The 22,153-nt window shown below is 75.0% G+C and carries 19 protein-coding genes and 2 pseudogenes; 9 read left to right on the top strand and 12 right to left on the bottom strand.

The window, feature by feature from the left end:
* The first annotated feature begins 35 nt into the window (after positions 1–35).
* On the top strand, positions 36–731 hold the full coding sequence (locus tag ACFVHB_RS19735) for a class I SAM-dependent methyltransferase (protein WP_380323438.1): 696 nt from the start codon (positions 36–38) through the stop codon (positions 729–731).
* 277 nt (positions 732–1,008) lie between these two features.
* Positions 1,009–1,854 (top strand): undecaprenyl-diphosphate phosphatase, encoded by an 846-nt coding sequence (locus ACFVHB_RS19730; RefSeq protein ID WP_380323435.1) that lies wholly within the window; start codon positions 1,009–1,011, stop codon positions 1,852–1,854.
* A 117-nt stretch (positions 1,855–1,971) separates the two neighbouring features.
* Here the strand turns inward: ACFVHB_RS19730 and ACFVHB_RS19725 are convergent, their stop codons facing one another.
* Positions 1,972–3,480: a HEAT repeat domain-containing protein gene (locus ACFVHB_RS19725; RefSeq protein WP_380323433.1), complete on the bottom strand. Its 1,509-nt coding sequence runs from the start codon at positions 3,478–3,480 to the stop codon at positions 1,972–1,974.
* A 289-nt stretch (positions 3,481–3,769) separates the two neighbouring features.
* Here ACFVHB_RS19725 and ACFVHB_RS19720 point away from each other — a divergent pair, with 289 nt between their 5' ends.
* Complete coding sequence (locus ACFVHB_RS19720) at positions 3,770–4,276, top strand: hypothetical protein (protein WP_380323430.1); 507 nt, start codon at positions 3,770–3,772, stop codon at positions 4,274–4,276.
* A gap of 96 nt (positions 4,277–4,372) precedes the next feature.
* Here ACFVHB_RS19720 and ACFVHB_RS19715 read toward each other — a convergent pair whose 3' ends face one another.
* Positions 4,373–5,857, bottom strand: a complete 1,485-nt coding sequence (locus ACFVHB_RS19715) for a hypothetical protein (RefSeq protein WP_380323427.1) — start codon at positions 5,855–5,857, stop codon at positions 4,373–4,375.
* Positions 5,858–6,320: 463 nt separating this feature from the next.
* Between ACFVHB_RS19715 and ACFVHB_RS19710 the strand changes: the two genes are divergently transcribed.
* Entirely contained in the window at positions 6,321–7,535 is a 1,215-nt protein-coding gene (locus tag ACFVHB_RS19710; RefSeq protein ID WP_380323424.1) for a phosphotransferase, read from the top strand.
* Positions 7,536–7,629: 94 nt separating this feature from the next.
* Here the strand turns inward: ACFVHB_RS19710 and ACFVHB_RS19705 are convergent, their stop codons facing one another.
* The 3 genes from ACFVHB_RS19705 to ACFVHB_RS19695 form a co-directional block, all read right to left on the bottom strand.
* Positions 7,630–8,949: an acyl-CoA dehydrogenase family protein gene (locus ACFVHB_RS19705; protein WP_380323421.1), complete on the bottom strand. Its 1,320-nt coding sequence runs from the start codon at positions 8,947–8,949 to the stop codon at positions 7,630–7,632.
* 464 nt (positions 8,950–9,413) lie between these two features.
* On the bottom strand, positions 9,414–9,908 hold the full coding sequence (locus ACFVHB_RS19700) for a hypothetical protein (protein WP_380323418.1): 495 nt from the start codon (positions 9,906–9,908) through the stop codon (positions 9,414–9,416).
* Positions 9,909–10,718: 810 nt separating this feature from the next.
* Positions 10,719–10,982 (bottom strand): DUF397 domain-containing protein, encoded by a 264-nt coding sequence (locus ACFVHB_RS19695; protein WP_380323523.1) that lies wholly within the window; start codon positions 10,980–10,982, stop codon positions 10,719–10,721.
* Between the two features lie 397 nt (positions 10,983–11,379).
* Here ACFVHB_RS19695 and ACFVHB_RS19690 point away from each other — a divergent pair, with 397 nt between their 5' ends.
* From ACFVHB_RS19690 to ACFVHB_RS19680, 3 genes are all read left to right on the top strand, one after another.
* Entirely contained in the window at positions 11,380–11,919 is a 540-nt protein-coding gene (locus ACFVHB_RS19690) for a PTS-dependent dihydroxyacetone kinase phosphotransferase subunit DhaM (RefSeq protein ID WP_380323415.1), read from the top strand.
* Between the two features lie 141 nt (positions 11,920–12,060).
* Positions 12,061–12,477, top strand: a complete 417-nt coding sequence (locus tag ACFVHB_RS19685; protein WP_380323412.1) for an NAD-dependent epimerase/dehydratase family protein — start codon at positions 12,061–12,063, stop codon at positions 12,475–12,477.
* 242 nt (positions 12,478–12,719) lie between these two features.
* Positions 12,720–12,989 carry a hypothetical protein gene (locus tag ACFVHB_RS19680; RefSeq protein ID WP_380323409.1) on the top strand — a complete coding sequence of 90 codons (270 nt, stop codon included), beginning with the start codon at positions 12,720–12,722 and terminating at the stop codon, positions 12,987–12,989.
* A gap of 61 nt (positions 12,990–13,050) precedes the next feature.
* Here the strand turns inward: ACFVHB_RS19680 and ACFVHB_RS19675 are convergent, their stop codons facing one another.
* From ACFVHB_RS19675 to ACFVHB_RS19660, 4 genes and pseudogenes are all read right to left on the bottom strand, one after another.
* Complete coding sequence (locus ACFVHB_RS19675) at positions 13,051–14,199, bottom strand: lipase (protein WP_380323406.1); 1,149 nt, start codon at positions 14,197–14,199, stop codon at positions 13,051–13,053.
* Positions 14,196–14,684 (bottom strand): NUDIX domain-containing protein, encoded by a 489-nt coding sequence (locus ACFVHB_RS19670; protein ID WP_380323403.1) that lies wholly within the window; start codon positions 14,682–14,684, stop codon positions 14,196–14,198. The genes ACFVHB_RS19675 and ACFVHB_RS19670 overlap by 4 nt, the downstream gene beginning before the upstream one ends.
* Before the next feature lie 702 nt (positions 14,685–15,386).
* Positions 15,387–15,923 carry a sugar transferase gene (locus tag ACFVHB_RS19665; RefSeq protein WP_380323400.1) on the bottom strand — a complete coding sequence of 179 codons (537 nt, stop codon included), beginning with the start codon at positions 15,921–15,923 and terminating at the stop codon, positions 15,387–15,389.
* Positions 15,924–15,996: 73 nt separating this feature from the next.
* A pseudogene (locus ACFVHB_RS19660) lies at positions 15,997–16,188 on the bottom strand (sugar transferase); the annotation flags it as partial.
* Between the two features lie 209 nt (positions 16,189–16,397).
* Here ACFVHB_RS19660 and ACFVHB_RS19655 point away from each other — a divergent pair.
* Positions 16,398–17,586 (top strand): annotated as a pseudogene (locus ACFVHB_RS19655) (IS110 family transposase).
* A gap of 51 nt (positions 17,587–17,637) precedes the next feature.
* Here the strand turns inward: ACFVHB_RS19655 and ACFVHB_RS19650 are convergent.
* The 3 genes from ACFVHB_RS19650 to ACFVHB_RS19640 form a co-directional block, all read right to left on the bottom strand.
* A complete protein-coding gene (locus tag ACFVHB_RS19650; protein WP_380323397.1) occupies positions 17,638–18,939 on the bottom strand; it encodes a glycosyltransferase in 1,302 nt (433 codons plus the stop codon).
* A complete protein-coding gene (locus ACFVHB_RS19645; protein ID WP_380323394.1) occupies positions 18,932–19,732 on the bottom strand; it encodes a polysaccharide deacetylase family protein in 801 nt (266 codons plus the stop codon). The genes ACFVHB_RS19650 and ACFVHB_RS19645 overlap by 8 nt, the downstream gene beginning before the upstream one ends.
* A 346-nt stretch (positions 19,733–20,078) precedes the next feature.
* A complete protein-coding gene (locus tag ACFVHB_RS19640; RefSeq protein WP_380323391.1) occupies positions 20,079–20,351 on the bottom strand; it encodes a hypothetical protein in 273 nt (90 codons plus the stop codon).
* A 550-nt stretch (positions 20,352–20,901) separates the two neighbouring features.
* Here ACFVHB_RS19640 and ACFVHB_RS19635 point away from each other — a divergent pair.
* The gene (locus ACFVHB_RS19635) at positions 20,902–21,846 is read left to right on the top strand and encodes a polysaccharide deacetylase family protein (protein ID WP_380323388.1); all 945 of its coding nucleotides are present in this window, start codon (positions 20,902–20,904) and stop codon (positions 21,844–21,846) included.
* The last annotated feature ends 307 nt before the right edge of the window (positions 21,847–22,153 follow it).

The raw sequence follows: 22,153 nt of genomic DNA, 5'->3' as shown, positions 1-22,153 counted from the left end.
TCCCAGCACCCGCCCGCCGTGTTCGGATGGAGCCCATGACGGATGAGCGACGCAGGGGCTACCACGGGACGGGGCCGGGCGCGATCACACCGGACGGCTGCGCCGTCGAGATGTACGCGCGACTGCCGGTGAACGACGAGCCGGAGGTGATCGAGCGGGCGGTGCCGGCCGGCGCGCGCATCCTCGAACTCGGTTGCGGCGTGGGCCGGGTGACGCACCCCCTGCTCGACCGGGGCTTCACCGTGACGGCCGTGGACGAGTCCGCCGAGATGCTGGCCCGGGTGCGCGGGGCCCGGACGGTCCGCAGCCCGATCGAGCGGCTGGACCTCGGCGAGCGCTTCGACGTCGTCATGCTGGCCTCGTTCCTGGTGCACGCGGGCGACCTCGCCGTCCGGCGCGGCCTGCTGGACACCTGCCGGCGGCACGTCACGGCGGACGGCTGCGTGCTGATCCAGCGCGAGGGCGAGGACTGGTGGCGGAACATCCCGCGCGAACGCTCGCTGGGCCCGGGCGCGCTGGTCCGGATCGCCTCGGCCACGCCGGTCGGCGACGGGGTCAACTCGGTGCACGTCGAGTACGAGTTCCCGGACGCCCGCTGGACCCAGACCTTCCTCGCCCGGCCGCTCACCACCGCCGCGTTCGAGCAGGCGCTCGCCGAGTCCGGCCTGGCCGTCGACCGCTACCTGACCGAGGACCGGACCTGGGTCCGGGCCCGCCCCGCGGCCGACTGAGCCCGCTCCCGGGCCCGCGCAGGCCCGGCGAAGGCCCGGTACGGGCCGGCGCAGGACCGGCGCGGACCCGGCCCGGGGGTGAACGACAACCCGTCACCTTCACCGCGTACCATCAGGCGCGCGCCGGGCCCTCGCGCGGCCCGAGCGTCGGGCGGGACCGGACGTTCGCATGCCATCGGCATGTGCCCCGCGCATGCCGTCGGGCATGCTCCCGCACCGATCACCAACAAGGACCGCTGATGCGCATCGAGCGACGGATACCCCGGGCGGGTGTCCGGTGACCGAATGGTTCCACGGGGCCGTCCTCGGCCTGATCCAGGGGCTCACCGAGTTCCTGCCGATCTCCTCCAGCGCCCACCTGCGGGTCTTCCCGGCCCTGCTGGGCTGGAAGGACCCGGGCGCGGCGTTCACCGCCGTGACCCAGCTCGGTACCGAGACCGCCGTGCTGATCTACTTCCGGCGCGACATCGCCTCGATCGTGAAGACCTGGACGCTCTCGCTGTTCCGGCCGGCCCTCCGCTCGCACCAGGACGCCCGGATGGGCTGGTTCGTGATCATGGGCACCCTGCCGATCGGCATCCTGGGCAAGCTGTTCCAGGACACCATCGAGACCAACCTCCGCGACCTGCGGATCATCGGCACCACGCTGATCGTCTTCGGCCTGATCCTGGCGGTGGCCGACCGCACGCGCGCGGTCCGGCACGCCAAGCCGATCACCGACCTGACCCTGCCGCACGCCGCCGGATTCGGCCTCGCCGAGTCGCTGGCGCTCATCCCGGGCGTGTCGCGCTCCGGCGGCACCATCAGCGCCGGCCTGCTGCTCGGCTACAGCCGCGAGGCGGCGGCCCGCTACTCGTTCCTGCTCGCGATCCCCGCGGTGCTCGCCTCCGGGGTGCTGGAGCTGTTCAAGATCGGCGAGGGCCCGGCGCCGGCCTGGGGCCCGACCGTCCTGGCCACCCTGATCGCCTTCGTGGTCGGCTACGCCGCGATCGCCTGGTTCCTGAAGTACATCTCGCACAACAGCTTCATGCCGTTCGTGGTGTACCGGGTGGCGCTCGGCATCCTGATCATCGTGCTGGTCAGCATCGGCACGCTGGCGCCCGACGCCGGGGTCGTCAGGTAACCGCACCCGCGACCGGGGCCGGGGACCGGGACGCGGTCCCACCGGACGCCGACGGGCCGGGCACCTCGACAGGTGCCCGGCCCGTTCCGTCATGTCGGGGCTCCGCCACCGGCTCCGCTACCGGCTCCGCTCGCGGGCGGCGGTCAGCCGGCCGCGCACGGCGGCGTGCACCTCGGCCTCCTCGGCCGGGTCGGCGGCGAGACGGCGCAGGCGCTCCAGCACGCGGGCGTCGCCGGTGGTGGCGACGTGCCTCGCGGCGAGCTCCCGGGTGGACTCCTCGCAGTCCCAGAGGCACTCGACGGCCGGCCCCTCGGGGAAGTGCACGTCGGTCGCGGCGAGCGCCCGGGCGGCGCGGCCGCGCAGTTCGGACGAGGCGGCCTCGCCGTAGATGTGGCGCAGGACGGGGACGGCTTCGGCGGCGGCCAGCCGCCCCGCACCGTCGACCAGCGTCCCGAGCCCGGCGCCGGCGACCCCGCGGACGGAGACCCAGCGGTGCAGTCCGGCGACCACCAGCGGCCCGTCGGCGGGCTCCCCGACGTCGGCCAGCAGCTGGACGGCGGCCTCGCCGAGGGCACTGTCGGCCCCGCCGGTGGCCGGGTCGGCCCAGCGGCGGGCGTGGGCCAGCGCCTCGGGGCCGCGCATCCGGCCGAGCAGCTCCAGTGCGGCGCGCACCAGGCGGTCGTCCACGTCGGCGACGGCCGCCTCGATCAGGCCGGCGGCGGCCGGGTCGCGCCGGTCGACGAGGTACCGGAGCGCCGCCCGGCGGGCGCCGGGCAGGCCGCTGCGGGCCGCCTCCAGCACGGCGGGGCGGTCCTCGGGACGGACGACCGCGGCCAGGCAGCGCGCGGCCGCGGCGGCACGGCGGTCGACGGCGTCGGGGGCGGCCGGGTCGGCGGCGTCGCGGGCGGGCTCGGGGCGGTCGGGCTGCCGGGCGAAGGCGCCGGCCCCGAGGTCACCGAGGTCGCCCTGGTCGGCCCAGGCCAGCACGTCGGCGGTGGACCAGCCGGGGGTGACGCCGCCGCGGTTCACCTGGCGCTGCCAGAGGTCGAAGGGGGACTGCTCGCTGGCCGCCGCGACCCGCGGGTGGTACGCCGCCCAGAGCCGCCAGGGCCGGGGCTCGTAGGCGCCGCGGATGAACTCGCGCAGCTCGGCGTCGCCCTCGGGGCCCGGCGGGAACCGGTCCAGCACGGCGGTGCCGAGCAGCAGCAGGCCGCGGTCGTCGTCGCGCAGCGCCAGCTCGTCCAGCGCCCAGGCCCAGTTGGTACCGGTGGCGGCGTACTCGCGCAGCATCAGCAGCGCGTCGCGCCGGCCGTAGGCGGCGAGGTGGCCCAGGACGGAGAGCGCGAGGCCGGTGCGGGTCTCGTCGTCGTCGAGGAGGTCCGCCGGGTCGTGGAGGTGGTCCTCGATGCCGTCGAGCGGCGCCTCCAGTTCCATGAAGAGGCGCGCGTAGTAGAGGGAGCGGTTCTCGACCTGCCAGTCGGCTCGCGGGTCCCTGGTGACGCACTCCTCCAAAGCGGCGATGGCTTCGGTGCGGTCGGCGGCCAGCGCATGGAGCTGCCCGTCACCGCGGCCTCGCTGAAGGAGGCCGAGGAGGCTGGCACTGGGTGCTATCACTGGCTCGAACATGAGGTCAGCATCCGTTGCGGCGGTCGTAGTGGCAACGGGATTTCCGTCGCCGGGGTCTCTGGTCGGTACTGCGGTGGGCGCCCGGGCGCCGGAATCACCGAAGGTTACCGCCTCGGACACCCCGCCGCACACAGGGCAACCGGCCCTTACCGTGCACTGGCATATGCCGGAGGAATTTTGCCAAAGATCTGCCCAAATGCCCCACGGGGGTGACTCCGCTGTGCGACAGTCTTCTCACCACCCGGACAGGCCCGTTCGCCGGCCGCCACCCCCGACCGATGGAACCGCCATGAACATGCCCAGCCCCGCCGGCCGCCCGCCGGCCACCGCGGCTGCGGCCGTGGCGGGCACGCCGGCGGACGGCGGGGCGAGCGGCGCGGCCGGCGGCCCGGGCGACGGAGCCGGCACCCCGGCCGGGGACGACCCGGTGGGCGACAGAGTGGACGGCACCGCGCAGGCGCCGCCCGGCCCCGGAGTCGGCTCGGCCGAGTGGGACCTGCTCACCGACGACGTCCGGTGGTCCGCCGAGGTGTTCCGGCTGCTCGGCTGCGACCCCGGGCGCGGCCCGCTCAGCCTCGACCGGCTGCCCGACCGGCTCGACGAGGTCGACCGGCCGCAGCTGCGGCGGATGATGACCGACACCCTGATCCACGGACGCCACGCCTACGGCACCCTCCAGGTGCGCCGCCCCTGCGGCGGGTACGAGCTGGTCGAGTGCGCCGGCGAGCCCGTGCTGGGCACCGACGGCACCGTCACCGCGCTGCGCCTGCTGCTCCGCCCCGCCGACCGGGCCTGAGGCACGCCGCCGCACCCGCGGCACCCACGGGGATCCACCGCCCGCACCCCGCACCCGCCCGGGACCCCGCGCCGACCCGCGCCGACGACGGCCCGCTCAGGCGAGCCTGGGCCGGTTCGTGGCGTCCGCCTTCCGCAGCTCGCGCCCCAGCTCCGCCCGGAGCTCGTCCACCACCGGCAGCCCCCGGTAGCGGGCGGTCAGCCGGTACATCTCGCGCAGCCGGTCCCACGTCCGGTGCGAGGAGTTCTGGCCGATCAGGTTCATCACCATCTTGGCCTGGAACTCCGCCTCGTCCGGCTCCCCGGTCAGCCAGTGCACCGAGGCGAGGGTGATCCGGTCGAACAGCGCCGAACGCAGCTGCCCGGTGCCCTCACGCAGCTTGATCACCCGCTCCGCGTGCTTCCGGGCCTGCGGCGCCGCCGCCGGCTCGTGCTCGGCGAGCGTGCGCAGCACCAGCGCCTGCATCCCGCGCAGCTCGGCCTCGTCGAAGACCTGCATCCAGGACGGCGGCGCCTCGGGGACCTCCTCGGCGAAGAGGTCCTCGGCCTCTCCGAGCAGCCGCCAGGTGTCCTGGGAGTGCCCGATCGAGGCGTGCGCCCAGGCCTCCACGGTGTTGAGCATCGCCCGCGTTCTGGGCAGCACCCGGCCGCCGCTCGCCTTCGCGGCGGACATCAGGTCGAGCGCGTCGTCGGCGCGGCCCAGGTGGACCATCTGCCGGGCGGCGCGCGAGATCGCCTCGCCGGCGCGCGGCCGGTCGCCCGCCTCCTTGGCCGCCTCGGCGGCGATCACGAAGTACTTCTGCGCCGTCGGCTCCAGGCCGACGTCGTGCGACATCCAGCCGGCCAGCACCGCGAGGTTGGCCGCGACCAGCCACAACCGCCGCTCCACCGCCGGATCGTGGCGGTGCGTCAACAGGCCGCCCACCTCGTTGAGCTGACCCACCACCGCCTTGCGCTGCAGGCCGCCGCCGCGCGCGGCGTCCCAGGCGCGGAACACCTGCACCGAGCGCTCCAGCGCCTCCACCTCGTCGAGCCCGACCGGGCCCGCGTCGTACACGTCCACCACCGGCCGGGCGGCGCCCTGGCCCGTGATCACCGGTCGCGGGCCGGGCACCGAGGCCGCGTACGCGACCGCGTCCCCGCCCAGCCAGCCCTTCAGGGAGTCGGCGACGACCGCCCCGGCCGTGAGCGCGGCACCCGCGCCCACCAATCCACGTCGGTTCAGCATGAGGTCCATTCCCGTGAACTCGGTGAGGACCGCGGCCGTACGATCCGGCTCCCATGGATGTGCTGCGGGCTGCGCCGCTCCGGTCCTGGTGGGCCGGTGTCGTTCCAGACCGAGGTCCTCAGTGGTGACGACACGGCCGAGCCGCTCAGTGAACACGGCCGCCAGCACCCTCGGCACCGGATCGCGCGGGATCTCGCCCTGCTCGATCCACCGCCGTACCCTCGAGGTGTCGGTGGACAGCTGCTGCTGCCCGATCGCGGCACCCCGCCGGTTGACCAGCCGCGCGAGCTCGCCCTTCGACCATCCGGTCAGGACGAACAGATCGGCCAGTCGGGTGTTCGGCCCCTTGCTCACGTGAAGCCCCCAGGTTCCTCGGCTGGTTCGAGGCTAGAGGCTCCGTCATGTGCCAGGCGAGCATTCGCCAGGCTTCGCCAGGGTCCGCCACATTACGAACCAGTGCCGTCCGGGTGTGATGTAGAGGTGCGCCACCTCGCCCCTCGGGTCGGGCGGCGCCCCAGGCCGGATCCGGGGACTCCCCCGTCCGCGTCAGCGGGCGTCCCCGGTCCTCACCCGAAGGGGTGGCGCGGCCGGGTGGCGCGGGGGCGCCGGGCACGGCCGCGGCAGTACCGGCCGACCGCATTTCCCCAGGGTGCGGGCGGCCGGAACACCGCCGCAGTCCGCGCCCGGCGCCCGCGCTCCACCCACAGCACCACCGACCGAGCGAGGGCCGCCGTCACGCCAGGAAGCACACGGCACCGGCCCTCCCCGCACCGCGGGGCGCACCCGCCGACGGACAGGAAGGGACCACCCTCACCCCATGTACTCCTCAGCGACCTCCCCCACGCCGACCGCGACCCGCACCGCGCTGCGTCCCCCCACCGCAGCCACCGGCCGTCCCGGCCCCAAGCAGGTCCCGCCGCAGAGCCGCCCGGTGGTGCCGCGCGGCACCGACGGCCGGTCCGCGGACGCGCGGGGCCAGGCCGCCCGTACGGCGCTCGGGCTGCGCGCCCCCGAAACCGTCCTGCCGGGCGGCGCGCGGGTCCCGGCCGCCCGCCCCGGCGAGGGCCGGCTGCTGCGCCAGCCGATGCGGCCGGGCCAGCCGGGCGCCGCCGAGCGGATCGACCCGGCGGCGCTGCAGACCCCGGCCGTCCGGGCCGCGCTGGCCGGTGTCGCGCGGATATGTCCCGCGTTCACCCCGCGCCAGGTGCTGCGCGAGGGTAGCCGCCACATCCTGGTGGCGGGCACCATCGGGCGGGCGCCGGTGGTCGCCAAGTGCCTGGCGCCGCAGGCGGTGCGGAGTGAGTACTTCGAGCAGCTGGTGGCCGACTTCCACCACGAGGTCGCGGTCTACCGGGCGTTCGTCCGGCACCGTCCGCCGGTGCGGCTGCCCCGGCTGGTCGCGGCCGACCACGACCGCTGCGTGCTCGTCATGGAGCGCGTCCCCGGCCGCCCGGCCGCGCGGGAGCGCCACCCCGTCAACGCGCCCACCCCGGGCGAGGTGCGGGCGCTGCTCACCGCCGTCCGCACGCTCAACCTGTGGCGGCCGCCGACCGACGTGTTCCAGCCGCGGATGGACTACCAGCTGGAGATCGCCCGGTACCACTCGGTCGGCCAGCTGACCGACCGGGACGCGGGCGACCTGCGCGGCCTGCTGCACGGCCTGGGCCACACCCCGCTCCAGCTCTGCCACGGCGACGCCCTGCTCAGCAACATGCTGCTGGCGCCGTCCGGTCCGGTGCTGGTCGACTGGGAGCAGGCCGGCTGGTACCTGCCCGGCTACGACCTGGCGGTGCTGTGGAGCGTGCTCTCCGGGGACACCGCGGCCCGTCGGCAGATCAGCCAACTCGCCCAGAGCGGCGGCACGCTGGCCCGGGACGCGTTCCTGGTCAACCTGGTGCTGGTGCTGATGCGGGAGATCCGGCTGTACGACGTGCCGGGCGCGGGCGAGGAGCAGCGGATCATGATCCGCCGGCTGTACGACGACGCCGCGCTGGCCCGCCGGGCCGTCCGCGCCGCCGTCGGCACCCGCTGAGGCGGTCCGGACCTCGACCGCGGGCCCGGTCCCGGCGCGGCGCCGCGGTCGGGCGCCGCGGTCGGGCGCCGCGGTCGGGCGCCGCGGTCGGGCGCTACGGCCGGGCGCCGCGGTCGAGGGCGGCCCGGCCGGCGTCCTCCAGGACGGCCTCGTCCGGGGCGCAGTGCACCCGGATGCTGAGCACGTCGCGCAGGTAGCGCTCCAGCGGGTGACGCCGGCTCAGGCCGGGGCTGCCGGTGAGCGCGACGGCCTGCTGGACGGCCGAGATCGCGGCGCGGGTGGCCAGCAGCTGGGCCGGGCCGGTCCGGGCCACGGCGTCCGGTTCGGCCCGGTCCACCCGGGCCGCCAGGCCGTGCACCAGCTCCTCCGCGCCGACCAGCCCGGCCTCGATCTCGCCGAGCGCACCGTGGTGGCGGGGCAGTCGGCCGAACGGATCGGTGGGATCGGCCGGAGTGCGCCGCTGCAGGAAGCGCACCAGCCAGTCCTGGGCGGCGCGGGCCACCCCGAGGGCGATCGCGGCGAGGGCCAGATCCTGCCAGGCGCGGGTCAGTTGGGCGGCCGGCGCACCGGAACCACCGGTTCCGCCTCCGCTTCCCGAAGGGGCGGTTCCGGCCACCTCGGAACCGGGACCAGAAGGGCCGGTTCCGCTTCCCGGAAGGGTGGATCCGGCCACCCCGGGGGGCACGGTGAGCCCGAGCGCGAGCTCGGCCGGCACCCGGACCGCGTCCAGCACCACGTCGTGGCCCGCGCTGGCCCGCAACCCGAGCTGGTCCCAGGTCGGATCGACCTCGACGCCCTCGCTGTCGCCCCGGACCAGGAAGGTGCCGACCCGCGGCACCGCCTCGTCGGTCCGCGCGGTGACCGCCATCCAGGCCAGCGCCTCGGCGCCCGCGCAGTACGTCTTCCGCCCGGTGAGCAGCCACCCGTCGCCGTCCCGGCGGGCCACCGTGGCCGGCAGCCCGCCGCCCCGGCCGCCGTACCCGCCGTTCTGGACGCCGTACCGCCCGTTCCGGCCTTCGCCCGGACCGTCGGGCTCCGCGTGCAGGGTGCTGACCAGCGCCGGGCCGCGGCGCGACTCCGTGAGCAGCCGCCGGTAGCCGGCCGCCGGCCAGCTCGCCACCCGGGCCTGTTCGGCGTGCTGGAGCAGGGTGAACGCGGTGAGCACGGCCACCGAGGCGTCCCCGCGCCCGAGTTGGGCGAGCACCCGGACGGTGTCGGCGAGCGTGCCGCCCGGTCCGCCGAACCGCCCGCCGACGGTGAGGGTGAGCAGCCCGGCCTCGTGCACCGCCTCGACGCCCTGGTAGGGGAAGGTCCCGTCGCGGTCGTGCTCCTCCGCGCGGGCGGCCAGCAGGTCGACGACCCGGGGCAGGCCGGCGAGGGCGGCGGCGACGGGCGACTGGTCGGCGGTGGTCATGGTGCTGGTGCCTCCGGGCGGCAGCGTGGGCTCTGACTCCTCACCCGCCTCCGGGGGCTCGGGTCCGGTGCCGAGGGATCGGCGGGCGGTGCGCCGGGTTCCTCCGTCGGCGACCTGGCCCTTCTCCCTCTCGGCGCCGGCGCCCCCTTCGGTTGGCGAGGGGAACTGCGGGCGGCACGCCGGACGGGCGCGCGGTACCGGTGGGCGGCCCCGGAGGTCAGCGCGGTTCCCGCCCCCGGATCGGCGCCGGCCGCTCGGCCGCCCGCCCACCGCCTCGGGGACGAATCCCCCTCAGCGGCCCGGACACGCCGCGCCGGCGGTGCGACGCAGGTCCAGGTAGCTGCGGCGGGTCAGCAGCGGGAAACGGCACGACATGTTCGCGACTGTACGAAGCGGTGATCGAAACCGTCAAGCGACGCCAGGGGCGCGGAACGACCCCCGCCCGGGGGCCGCCGGGGCGCCCGTCAGCCCTGCTGGAACATGTCCGCCGGGAGCGGCTTGAGCAACTGGTAGAGGTCGTCCGAAATCGGCCGGTCCCAGGACGCGATGGTGACCTGGACGCCGTCGCTGCGCCCGAACTGGGAGCAGAACACCCGCCCCTCGCTGACCTTGACCTTCTTCACGATCAGCAGGTCGTCCCCGAGCATGACCGGAAAGTCCTCGGCCGAGACGAACTCGACCGGTTCGTCGTTCTCGAGCGCCGCGAGCAGCTGCCGGACCTCGAAGGGCACCTCGTCCCCGGTGTCGCGGGCCGGCGAGCCCTCGGGGAGGTTGCCGATGAACATCGCCGGGCCTCTGCCGCCGAACAGGTCGTAGCGCAGGAAAATCCCCTGGCAGGAGCCGTCCGGGCCGGTCATCACGGCCGCACCGAAGTCGCCGGGCCAGTCGCCCGGGTCCATCGCGAGCACGTCGAAGTCCGGGCCGGCGGGCTGTCCGGAGCGACGGCGGAGAAAAGACATGGGAACATCGTACGTGCCCGGCACACCACGCTCGCGGGGTGGGTGGGGCACCGGACGGAGATCCACGCTCAGAGACCAATGTTGACTCTGAGCAACCGTCCGGGCTACGTTCGGTTCAGCACGACAGCCGTTCTGGGTTTCACCCTTCGGGGGGACGGCATGTCGCAACGCGGCCCTACACGCGTATCCCTCACTGTGCACATGTCGTGCCGAACCGCCGAGCACCCAGCTTCGTCGTCGCACACCGCACAGCACAGCGAGCACAACACACAAGCCAACAGTTCCATGCACACAAGCAAGGTCCGCGGGGCCCCGGCCCGTCGCTCCCGCGGATCTGCTCGGGACGCCGCCGCGTGGGGGCGTGCGGGTCCCGAGCAACCGGTACCGGCCACCGAGTCGCTCTCGGTTCCGGTGCCAGCCTCCCGGCGACTGCCGGCCCCCTCGTGGGGTCGGGACCGGCCGACGCACCCCGGTGCGCAGGGGATTTCTGGGAGGCGGGCCTGGCAGCGCTGCCGGGCTGCACAGCAGGCGCCGTGTCTGGCCGCGTGGGGGCGGTGGGCACGGCGTCTGCCTGTGCTCATACTCTGAGCTGCGTTTGTCTAACAGTCAACAGAAATTATGACCGGGTACGCTCAAAAGAGATCCGACCGATGCACAGCCGATGCACGGGAGGGGACGGGCCCCGGCCGGGGGCCCGTCCGAAAAGCGCCTCCGAGGATCCCTGACCGTCCCCCAGCACCGCTGAGGGGCCTCCCGGGTGAGGCGGAAGCTCCCGGGTGAGGCGGGACGTCTCAGGTGGGGCGGGACGTCTCAGGTGAGGTCGAACTCGCCGTCCCGCGCGCCGAGTACGAAGGCGCGCCACTCGCCCGGCGTGAAGACCAGGACCGGGCCGTCCTCCTGACGGCCGTCCCGCATGCCGATGTAGCCGTCCACGAAGGCGATCTGGACGTCCCCGACGCCCTGGCTGCTGCAGAGCCAGGTGGCGCCGGTGAAGTCGACCTTCGGCTTCCCGTTCGGCGCGAGCTCCGCTGTCGCGCCGGCGGCCGCCTCGGCCGGCTCCCCGGCCGGTTCCACGGCCGGTTCCACGGCCGACTCGACAGCCCCCTCCACGGCCGAATCCACGTCAGTCCCGATGCTGGCTGCCACTACTGGTCTCCTCCCGACGGTCCAACGGTGCCAGCCTAGTCACCGTCGCGGCGCCGGTCAGCGGGTTGCCGAGGACTCCCCCGGACCGGGGCCGGTGGCCGCCGACCGGCCGCACGGGGCGTCAGGTCTGTGCTAGGGCGGCCCCAGAACCGCTCAGGGCCGGCACCGCCTCGGGCCGGCACCGCTTCGGGCCTGGAGCCGCTCCCCGCCCCATGCCCGGAGCCGCTCCCCGCCTCGGCCCGCCGAGCGTGTCCCGCGCGGGCGGGCGGCGGACGAGCTGCCAGAGTGTGGGAAGCCCCCCACCGAACGCCCCCAGGAGCAGCCGATGACCCGCCGGGACGGCACCCGAGCCGATGTCATCCCCATCTCCGACGCCCCCTCGGCCCATCCTCCGGCGCCCCGCACCCCGACCTCCCGCACCCCGCTGCCCCGCCCGACGCCGGGCCGGCCGCCCGCGCACGGGCGGGTCGGGATCGTCCTGGTCTCGCACAGCCAGGAGCTGGCCGCGGCGGTCCGGGCCCTGGCCCTCGCGCTGACCGGCACCGAATCCCCCGCCCCGGTCGCCGGGACCGGCGGCGACCTGGTCTCCGGCCCGGGCATCAGCGCGGTGCTGGTCGCGGCCGCCACCCGCCGGGTCGACCAGGGCCACGGCGTGGTGATCCTCGCCGACCTGGGCGGCGCGGTGTCCACCGTCCGCGCCCTGCTCGCCGACGCGGACGAGCACGGCCTGCCGTTCCCGGTGCGGTTCGCGGACGCCCCGTTCGTGGAGGGCGCGGTCGCGGCCGTCGCCACCGCCACCGCGGGGGGCGACCTGGCGGCGGTGCTGGACGCGGCCGAGGAGGCCTACCGCCAGCACAAGGGCTGAGGCCCGCCGCCGGCACGAGGCCCGAACCGCCGCCGCCCGGCCGGCACTTGTCGGCGTTCCACCCCACGGCGGGTGACCGCCCCGCTACCATCGGCGCAGAACCCGGCCGAGCGGGCCGGACGGTCGGAGGGGGAACCCGCCATGCGCGTGGTCGTCACCGGTGGGGCCGGATTCATCGGAGCCGACCTCGTCCGGGCGCTGCTGACCCGCCCCGAGGTCGACCAGGTCCGGGTCGTCGACGACCCGTCCACCGGCGGCACGGCCAGTCCCGCCGGCACCGACGCCGTGCTGTACGAGGGCAGCGTCCTCGAACCGGCCCTGCTGGACGAGGCGTTCGGAGGCGCCGACGCGGTCGTGCACCTGGCCGCGCCGCCCTCCGTCCCGCGCTCGGCCGAGGACCCGCCGACCAGCCACCACGCCAACGCCGCCGACACCCTGGAAGTGCTGGAGGCGGCCCGCCGGGCCGGCGGGCTCCACGTGGCGGCCGCCTCCTCGTCCTCGGTCCACGGCGCCAACCACGAGCTGCCCGAGCACGAGAGATGCGGACCGCGCCGATGAGCCCGTACGCGGTCTCCGAGCCGGCCCCCGCGTCCTACCTGGGCGCCCACCACACTGCTACGGGCTGGGCGTGCTGCCGCTGCGGTCCTTCAATCCGTTCGGCCCGCTGCAGCCGGCCGGGCACGCGTACGCCGCGGTGGTGCGGCCTTCCTGGACGCGCGCCGGCCGGGCGGCCGCTGACCGGTGCACGGGGACGGCGGGCAGAGCCGGGACTGCACCTGTACGTCGGCACCGTCACCCAGGTGAGCACGGACGCGGTGGTCCGCCGGGTGTTGCACGCCGACCCGGTGAACCCGGCCTTCGGCTCCCGCACCTCGCTACTGGAGCTGATCGGCGAGCTGGCGTCGGTGCTCGGCCACCCGGTGGAGGTCACCCACACCGAGCCGCGGCGGGGCGACGTCCGGGATTCGCCGGCCGACGACTCCCGGTTGCGCGAGCTGTTCCCGGACGTCCGGCCGGTGCCGCCGCGCGAGGGGCTGGAGCGTACGGCGGAGTGGTTCCGGGCGCTCTGAGCCCTCGTCGCGGCTCCGCTCCTCGCGTCGGCTCCGCACCTCGGTCAGGGCTCTGCCCTCGTCACGGTTGCCGCCGCACGGCTGTCGCGAACGGGCCGCCCGGGCCGAAGGCCAGCCCGGCGAAGCGCTCGCCGATCAGCCGGTGCCCGGCCGGGTCCGGGTGCAGCAGGTCGGGCAGCAGGCCGGCGTCGGCCGGGCCGAGCAGCGCGAGACCGTCCAGGTAGTGCAGGTGCGGGTCGGCGGCGGCCCGGGCCGTGACGATCCGGGCCAGCTCGGTCCGGACCACCTCCAGGGTGAGCGCCCCGTCCGCGACGTCCGCCGGATCCCCCGCCGCCGCGAACCGGCGTCCGGCCCCGGCCTGCTCGAACCCGGCCGGACCCGGGGTCCGCTCGAACGGCGGGCTGAGGATCGGGGAGACCACCAGCAGCGGGGTGTCCGGGTGGCCGTCCCGGACGGTGTCCAGGAAGCCGTGCACGGCCGGGCCGAAGGCGCGCAGCCGGAACGCGGCCTTGGTGACCACGTTGACGCCAAGCTTGAGGCTGATCACGTCGGCCGGCTGGTCGCGGATGGTCCGGGCGGTGAACGGGTCCAGGTGGGCGTTGCCCGCCAGCGAGAGGTTGAGCAGGTCGACGCCGGCCCGCCGGGCGGCGATCCACGGCCAGGTGTCGGCGGCCGAGTCGGCCTCCGGGACCTGGCTGACCGAGCTGCCGTGGTGCAGCCAGCGGAGCCGGCCGGTCGGGTGCGGCGGGTGGACCGGTGCGTCCGCCCGCAGGGCGGTCAGCTCGACGGAGGTCCACTGCGGCAGCCAGAGCTCCACCTCGTGTTCCGTCCCGTGTTCCGCCTCGTGTTCCGTCTCGTGTTCCGCCGTCGGTGTGGTGAACCGCAGCACGACCGGCCCGCCGGCCGCGGGCAGCGCGGCCCGGTCGGAACGGACGCCGTCCAGCCAGAACTCGACCGCGCCCGGGAAGGGCGAACCCGGCTCGGCGTGCAGCGCGAGTTCGAGCACCGTGGCCGCCGTCCGGAACGCCAACCGCACGCCGGAGGGCATCGTGACCACCCGGCGCAGCGCCTCCTCCGGGAACTGGGCGGCCGTCCAGGCGGGCAGCCGCCAGGGCCGCAGACCGGCCGCGGTGCGCTCCAGGTGCAACGCGCCGCGGAACTCCACCGGCCCGTCCGCCAGCGGGACTTCGACCAACGGACGGCCGGTCACGACCGCTCCTTGCCGTCCCACGTGAAGAAGGTGCCGCCCTTGGCCTCGCGGCCCTCGCGCAGCCGCTGGTGCTCCTGCTCGATCATCGGCGGCAGCTCGTCCATGCCGAACCAGCCGACGGCGAGCGACTCGTCGTCGTTGATCCGGGCCTCGCCGCCGACCGCGCGGCAGCGGAAGACCAGCACCAGGTACTGCGTCACGTCGCCGTTCGGGTAGGTGACATCCGGCGTGACGCTCACCGAGGCGAGCACCTCGGGGACGACTTCGACGCCGGTCTCCTCGAAGCACTCGCGCACCACGCCGTCGGCGGGCTCCTCGCCCGGTTCCAGGATCCCCCCGGGCAGGGCCCAGCGGCCGTCGTCGGCCCGTTGGGCGAGCAGCACCCGGTCCTGGTCGTCCAGGACGACGGCGGCGGCGGCGCTCAGCCAGAGCTTGCGGGTGCCGACGAGGGCGCGGAGATCGGCGAGGAAGGTGGGAATGGCCATACTCCGCACCCTATCCGGCCGGTTCGGGCCGGGCCGTCGCTCACGGCTCCGGGCCGGGGGCACGTCCTCGGCGCGGCCGTCACGCCATCGGGGCCGGGCCCACACTGTCGGCGCGGCCGTCACGCCTTCCGGAGGGGGCGGGCTTCCTGGACCACCGGCAGCACGGCGCCACCGTCCGCGGCCTGCCCGTCCGCAGGCCCGCCGACCTCCGGGCCAGCGCGCTACCTGATGGGGCATCGCCGACCCGCCTGCCCGGCTGCGGCTCGCCGCCCTGCTGGACGGCCCAGCTGCGGTGCCCACCGCCCTGGTCCACCCCGGCGCTGATCGCCCCCGACACCGTGCTCGGCCCAGGCTGTCTGGTGAAGGGCGGCGCGTACGTGTCCAGCAGCGTGCGCCTCGGCGGGGCGCGCAGCCAGGTCCACTGCAACTCCACCGTCGGCCACGACACCTTGTTCGGCGAGCGGGTGACGGTCCACACCCGAGCGGGAACGTATCGGGCGCGGGGCTGCTCGCCGACGGCGCGACCGTCGGCAGCATGCGGTCGTCCCGCCGGGCCGCAAGATCGGCGCGGGCGCCTTCGTGGGCGCGGCCGCGGTGGTGGTCGGCTCGCCGGCCGCGACCGGGACGCCGGCCGCGAGTGCGGGGTCCAGCGCCTCGCGGCCGACGCCGCCGGCGCCGGCGATCCGGAGGTCCCGGTGATCGTTAGTGGTGGTGGCGGTCGTGGTGGTCGTCGCGGTCGGGGCCGTCATGGCGGTCATCCTGCCCGGCTCGGGGCCGCTCCCGGGGCCCGGTTCCGGTTCCGGGGCCCCGCTCAGGACACCTCAACGACGGCGGCGCGCACGGCGAGCCGCGGTCCGGTGGCCTGCCGGGGCAGCGTGATCGGGATGACCGGCTGAGCGGCCGGACCGGCTGCTCCGCGCCCTGGTGGGACGGCGTGTCGGCGGGCTCGGTCGGCACCGGGAAGCCGGGGTTGACCCCGCCGGCGGTGGTGATGCCGCTCAAGTTCAGCAGCACCCCGTCGGTGCCGACGAGGATGCGCGCGTCCAGCAGCAGCGAGCGGTGCTGGACGGACCAGAGGTCGAGCTCGATCCGCTCGGCCCAACCGATCGAGTGGCGGCCCTGGACCTGGGCCAACGGGAGCCCGGGCCGGACGTCGAGCCGACCGCGCTGGCGCTGGGAGTCGCTGGGAGTAGGGGACGACCCGCTCGGGTAGCGGGGGCCGGGCCCGATCACGCCCATCTCGCCGGCCGGCGACGTTCCACAGCTGCGGCAGCTCGTCCAGGCTGGTCCTAGGGAGCAGCTCGCCGAGCCGGGTGGTGCGTGGCTCGTCCGGCTCGTCCGGGAACCGTCTGTCCCGCACGGTGCGGTAGTCGAGGATCTCGAACTCCTCGGCGTGCCGCCCGGTTCTGGTCTGACGGAAGAGCACCGGTCCGCCCGTCGTGCGGCGGATCAGCAGGGCGATCACCAGGCCGACGGTGACCGCGAGGTCCCCCCCTCGCTTCATGACGGTCCCTAAGCATGTGAGGCGGTCCGGGAGGACCGGGTGTGGCTGATGACGGTCTGTTGTTGATGACTCCGAAGGACTGGCCGCCCGGTCCTCCGGGACGCTCCGACCTCTGATGGAGAACTGCGGTCATCGCTGGTTAGGGACCTGTCGGCGGAGTGTTCTTCGGGCCACGGAAGTGCTGGTCACGGTGGAACGGAGCGACGGGGTTGAGCACGGCTCACGCGCGGATATGGGTCGGCATCGATGCCGGCAAGGGGCATCACTGGGCGGTGGCGATCGACACCGACGGCGAGACTCTGTTCTCGACGAGGGCCAGATCCTCCAACTCATCGAGACCGCTCGCGCGAAGGCGGGCGAGGTGCGGTGGGCGGTGGACATCTCCGGCCGGGCCTCCACGCTGCTGCTGGCCCTGCTGATCGCGCACGGGCAGCACGTGGTCTACGTGCCCGGCCGCACGGTCAACCGCATGTCCGGCGCTTACCGTGGCGAGGGCAAGACCGACGCTAAGGACGCGCGCGCCATCGCTGACCAGGCCCGCGTGCGCCCGAAGGGCACACTCGGCTGAGGACGTCTCCGGAGCTGGTCACCAGGCTCCACGTGCTGACCAACTACCGGGCCGACCTGATCGCCGACCGGGTCCGGCTGATCAACCGGCTCCGAGACCTGCTGGTTGGCATCTGCCCCGCCCTGGAGCGGGCCTTCGACTACTCCGCAGCCAAGGGTCCGGTCCTGATGCTGACCGGGTACCAGACCCCGGCGGCCCTGCGTCGGATCGGCGTCAAGCGGCTGACGACCTGGCTGGTACGCCGCAAGGTCCGCAATGCCGGCGACGTGGCCGCCAGGGCCGTGGAGGCCGCTCAGTCCCCAATGGTGGAGCTTCCCGGCGAGAAGCGGGTCGCCAAGCCGGTCTGCGACCTCGCCCACCAACTCCTGGCCCTGGACGAGCGGATCAAGGACAGCGACCGGGAGATCCGCGAGAACTTCCGCACCGATGAACGCGCCGAGATCATCGAATCGATGCCCGGCATGGGCCCCCTCCTGGGTGCGGAGTTCGTCGCCATCGTCGGTGGCCTGTCCACCTACGGCGACGCCGGCCGCCTTGCCTCGCACGCCGGCCTGGCCCCGGTCGCCCGGGACTCCGGCCGCCGCACCGGCAACCACCACCGGCCCAAGCGCTACAACCGGCGCCTGCGGCACATCTTCTACCTGGCCCCGCAGACCGCCATGATGCGGCCCGGCCCGTCCCGGGACTACTACCTCAAGAAGCGCGCCGAGGGACTGCTGCACACTCAGGCCCTGCTCTCGCTCGCACGCCGCCGAGTCGACGTGCTGGGGGCCATGCTGCGTGACAAGAGGCTGTTCACCTCCGTCCCGCCGGCCACCCAGGCGGCTTGACACAGTCGTTGAGATTCCTTCCCCCTGATGCGGTGTGGCGTGCGAGGGGGCTCAGTCGGCCGTCCAGGGCAGGGCCTTGGCGCGGGCGACGGCCGCGTAGGTCTCCAGCGAGACCCCGGCGACGGCGCGCTGGTCGAAGTGCGCCGTGGCACGGCGACGGGCTGCGGCGCCGAGCCGGTCGCGCAGGCCGGGCTCGGTGAGGAGCCGGTCCAGCGCGGTGCTGAGGGCCCGGGCGTCCCCGGGCGGGGCGAGGAGCAGGTGCTCGTCGTGGCGGCCGATCTCGCGGCAGCCGCGGATGTCGCTGAGCACCATCGGGAGCCCTCCGGCGGCGGCCTCCATGGCCGAACGGGAGAACCCCTCCCGGTAGGGGAGTACGAAGACGTCGAGCGCCGCGTAGACGGCCGGCATGTCGCCGCGCGGGCCGAGGAACTCGACGCCGGACTCGGCACCGTGGGCGTCCGGCTTGTCCGGGTCATCCGGGCCGATCCAGACGAACCGGGCCTTGCCGGCCAGCGCCCGGGCCGCCTCGGCGTACTCGGCGATGCCCTTCCCGGCGACCCGGCGGCCGACCCCGCCGACCAGCAACTCGTCCGGCCCGACCCCGAGTTCGGCGCGCAGCCGGGCTCGGTTGCGGGCCCGGTCCCCGGGGTCGGTGGCGAACCGGGTGAGGTCCACGCCGTTGCCGACCACGCGGGACCGGTGGGCCGGGACGGCGCGGGACAGCGTGCGGCGGTCCTCGCCGTTCTGGTACAGCTCGGCGTGCGAGAAGCGGGCCGCTAGGGCCTCGGCACCGAGCAACAACGCCCGCTTGGCGAACGGGTCGTGGGCCTGCGCCTGGAGGCCGTGGCAGGTGTTGACGACCACGGGGACGCGGGCGAGGCGGCCCAGCACCCGGCCGAGCACACCGGTCTTGGGGTCGTGGGTGTGCAGCACGTCGGGGCGGATCCGGTTCAGCACGGCGAGCAGTTCGCGGGCGGCCGCGGCGTCGGCGCGCGGCTGCCAGGACCGGGTGAGCGCGTGCAACGGCTCGTGGCGGACGCCGATCGCCTCCAGGTCGGGGACGTACGGGCCGGGTGCGCTGATGCCGTAGGTCTCGAAGCCCGCCTCCAGGTCCACCTTGAGCTCGGTGGCGAGGAGGAGGTGCAGGCTCATGTCGACGGTGGTCAGGTGGGCGACCCGCAGCCGGCGGCCGCCGGGGCCGCGCAGGCGGAGCGGCAGCGCGGCCGGAGGCGTCCGGTCCTCGCCGTTCCGGTCCTCGGACGGCCGGTCCTCGGACGGCCGGCGCCCGGGATTCCGGCGCTCGGTTGTCCGGCGCTCGGACGGCCGGTGCTCGGGGGGCGGGCTCTCAGGCACGGGCGCCCACCGCCTTGGCGGTCGCCACGATCCGGGCGTACGCGCGCTCCGGTATCAGCCGGCCGTACAGCTTCGCCCGGAGGAAGTCGATCGGGTCGGTGCGGCGGACCGGGCGGACCGGCATCCGGCACAGCCGGACCGGGTCGGCGCCGGGCGTGTTGCGGCCGACCTCGCCCGTCGCGGCGGTCCGGCACCGGGCCCGCAGGGCCGGCTCCATGGGCGGGACCGGGACACCCCAGGTGTACGCGTAGTGCCGGGAACGGACGCCGAGGTGCTGCTCGACGTCGTCGTTGCAGGCGTCCGGCTCGGCGGTGCCGAGCGGTTCGGGGCGGGCGTGGCCGCGGCTGGGCCCCGGGGCGCCGGAGGTCTTCGCGATCGAGCCCTCCCAGCGCATCTCGCCGCCGACGTGGCCGCTGACGAGGTAGACGGTGAAGGGGAGGCCGCGCTCGCGCGGCAGCGTCCAAGCGTTGTCGTAGACGTCGGCGAAGCCGTTGTCGAAGGTGAGCACGGTACCGGGGGTACAGCGGCTGGCCTCGATCCGGTCCAGGGCCTCGTCCAGCGGGACCACCCGGCCGGGCGGCAGCTCGGCGGGCAGGTCGGCCTGGGCGGTGAAGTCGGCGGTGGCGACGTCCGGTTCGTCCGGGTTGCCGCCGCCGATCCGGTGGTAGACCAGGACGGTGGCGCCCTCACCCGGGCGGGCGCCGACCCGGCGGGCCGGCGCGCGCTCGACGTGGGCGCGGACGCCTCCGACGGTTCCGGCCGTCACGCCGGCCGCCGCCGTCGCTGTCGCCATCGCCCCGGCATCGCCGGTCGCCCCCGTCGCCCCGGCCTCTGACGGCCCGGCGATGCCGCTCATCGTTCCCCTTCGGTGCTTGCCACCCGCGTCCGCGCCCTCCCCGGCGCCGGCCCAAGTGGCCGTGCGTCCGGCGCAATTGGCAGCCGGACGGAATTCACAGTAGGGGGAAGTGTGGGGCCGCTGCCCCGGAATTGTGAAAGAAACGAGAAGGAGTCGGCGAATGAGCTGAAAACCAGCCGATCTGACCGATTGGAATCGATCAGCCGTTCAGGGGACGGCCGCCCTTTCCCGCTTTGCGGCTTACGGCTTTACGGCCTTGCGGCTTTCCGTTCCGGTTACCCGTTCAGAGGGTCGCGCCACGTCGGGCGCGGAACACGGCGAACGCGATCCGGCCCAGCAACAGCACCCCGGCCGCGAGACAGCCGGCCACCGCCATCGCCCAGGCCGGGCCGCCACTGTCCGGAACCACCACCGCGACCACGATGCCGAGCGCCAGGCAGGCCAGGCCGACCACCGCGAGCGGGATCTGGTGGGTGACCAGCGCGCCGCCGCTCCACGCGCGGGCCATCCGGCTCGCGCCGTGCAGGTGGAAGGGATCACGGTCCGCATCTGCCATGAGCCCAAGGTACCCCGACGCGGCCCCGGAGGCAGCCCGCGGGGAGTGATGCGCCCGCCACCCTACGCGACCGGAACGGCGCCGTTAACACTCCGGCACCCACCGGGCGCTGGCAGGTTCCGGCCTGCGAAAAATCCTCGCTCGTCCGGTACAACCATCTACGGGGTGTATGGGTCTCCACTACATTGAGCGATCCAGGAGCCGTCCGTGGTGCGGGTTGGGAGTCCCCACCGAGGACCGGAATAACACCAGGGGGCGGAGCCGCCGTGCCCTGGAGTCGGAGGCCGGGCTCCGTCCTCCGGCGGTACCGCCACGCCGCACCGGCGACCGAGGGGGAACCGTGCCGCAGTCCCAGTCCACCACGTCGACCAGCAGGGCCCGGCGGACCAGTTCCACGGTCCGCCCCCTGCCGAGCGTGAACGTGCGCCCGTTGTCGCAGGCGGCCGTCGGGCAGCCGGCCGCCCCGCAGCCCGCCGTTCGCCAACCCACCGTTCGCCAGCCCGCCGCCCGTCCGGCCGCGGCCCCGCGGCCCACTCCCCCGGCGGCACCCGTGCGGCACGCCACGCCGCCCGACCCCTGCCGGACCGACGCACGGGGCGACTGGCTGCGCTTCGCCCCCGTCCAGCCGCTGTTCCGGGCCCGGGCCGCGCAGCGGCTCGCCGTCCTCGCGTACCACGGCGTCACCGACCCGCGCTCCTTCGGCGCCCAGCTCGACCGGCTGCGAAGACTCGCCACTCCCATCTCGCTCGCCGCCGTCCAGCAGGCCGTCGCCGACCGGCGCCCGCTGCCCGCCCGCAGCGTGCTCGTCACCTTCGACGACGCCGACCGCAGCGTCCTCACCCACGCCCTGCCCGCCCTCAACGACCGGGGCATCCCGGCGGCCGCGTTCGTGATCTCCGAGCTGATCGGCACCGAGAGGCCGTTCTGGTGGCACGAGGCCGACTTCCTCGCCCGGCACGGCGGGCGCGCCCGGTCGCTCGACTGCGGACACCCCTCACAGCTGCTGCGGCGGCTGAAGGCGATGCCCGACCCCGACCGCCGGCGCAGCCTGCAGGAGCTCCGGGTCAGCGCCGACCGCCGGCCGCCCCGGCAGGAGCAGCTCACCCCGGCCGATCTGATCGCCCTGCGCGAGGGCGGCGTCGCCATCGGCAACCACACCCAGGGGCACCCCTGCCTCGGCCGCTGCGACGACGCCACCGTCCGCGCCGAGATCACCGGCGCCCACGACGCCCTCACCCGCTGGCTCGGGGAACCGCCGGTCGCGTTCGCGTACCCCGACGGCGGCCACGACCCACGGGCGGAGGCCGTCCTGCAGGAGCTCGGCTACCGCCTCGGCTTCCTCTCCGACCACCGACTCGGCCCCCGCCTCCCCGACCACCCCCTCCAGATCAGCCGCCTCCAGGTCGACTCCACCACCAGCACCCGCCGCTTCGACACCATCCTGTCCGGCCTCGAACCCGCCTACCGCCGCTGGCGCGGCCAAGCCGTCGCCTGACAACGCCCGCCTCACGCACGGAGCACCCGAAAAGTCGACCCCACCGACTTCCTGTCCCCGGGCCCGACCGCCCCCCAGGAAGTCGACGGGTTCGACTTTTCGTGCAGGTAGCTGGAGGCTGCACAACCACCTCGCGCACCAAAAGTCGGCCAGGCCGACTTCTCGCACCGCTCGCCCAAGAAGACCCGCCGGCCCAGACTCCTCTGCAGGGCCCAAACGCACAGGAAACCCCACGCGGTGCCCTTGACCCACGTCAGCGGCCCATCGCCCACCCACCAAAAGTCGGCCAGGCCGACCTCCTGGACCT

Origin of the sequence: Kitasatospora sp. NPDC127111 (assembly GCF_042677465.1) — a bacterium.
Lineage (GTDB): Bacteria > Actinomycetota > Actinomycetes > Streptomycetales > Streptomycetaceae > Kitasatospora.
The sequence above is the reverse complement of the archived record's forward strand: the minus strand, read 5'-3'. Positions and strand labels throughout refer to the sequence as shown.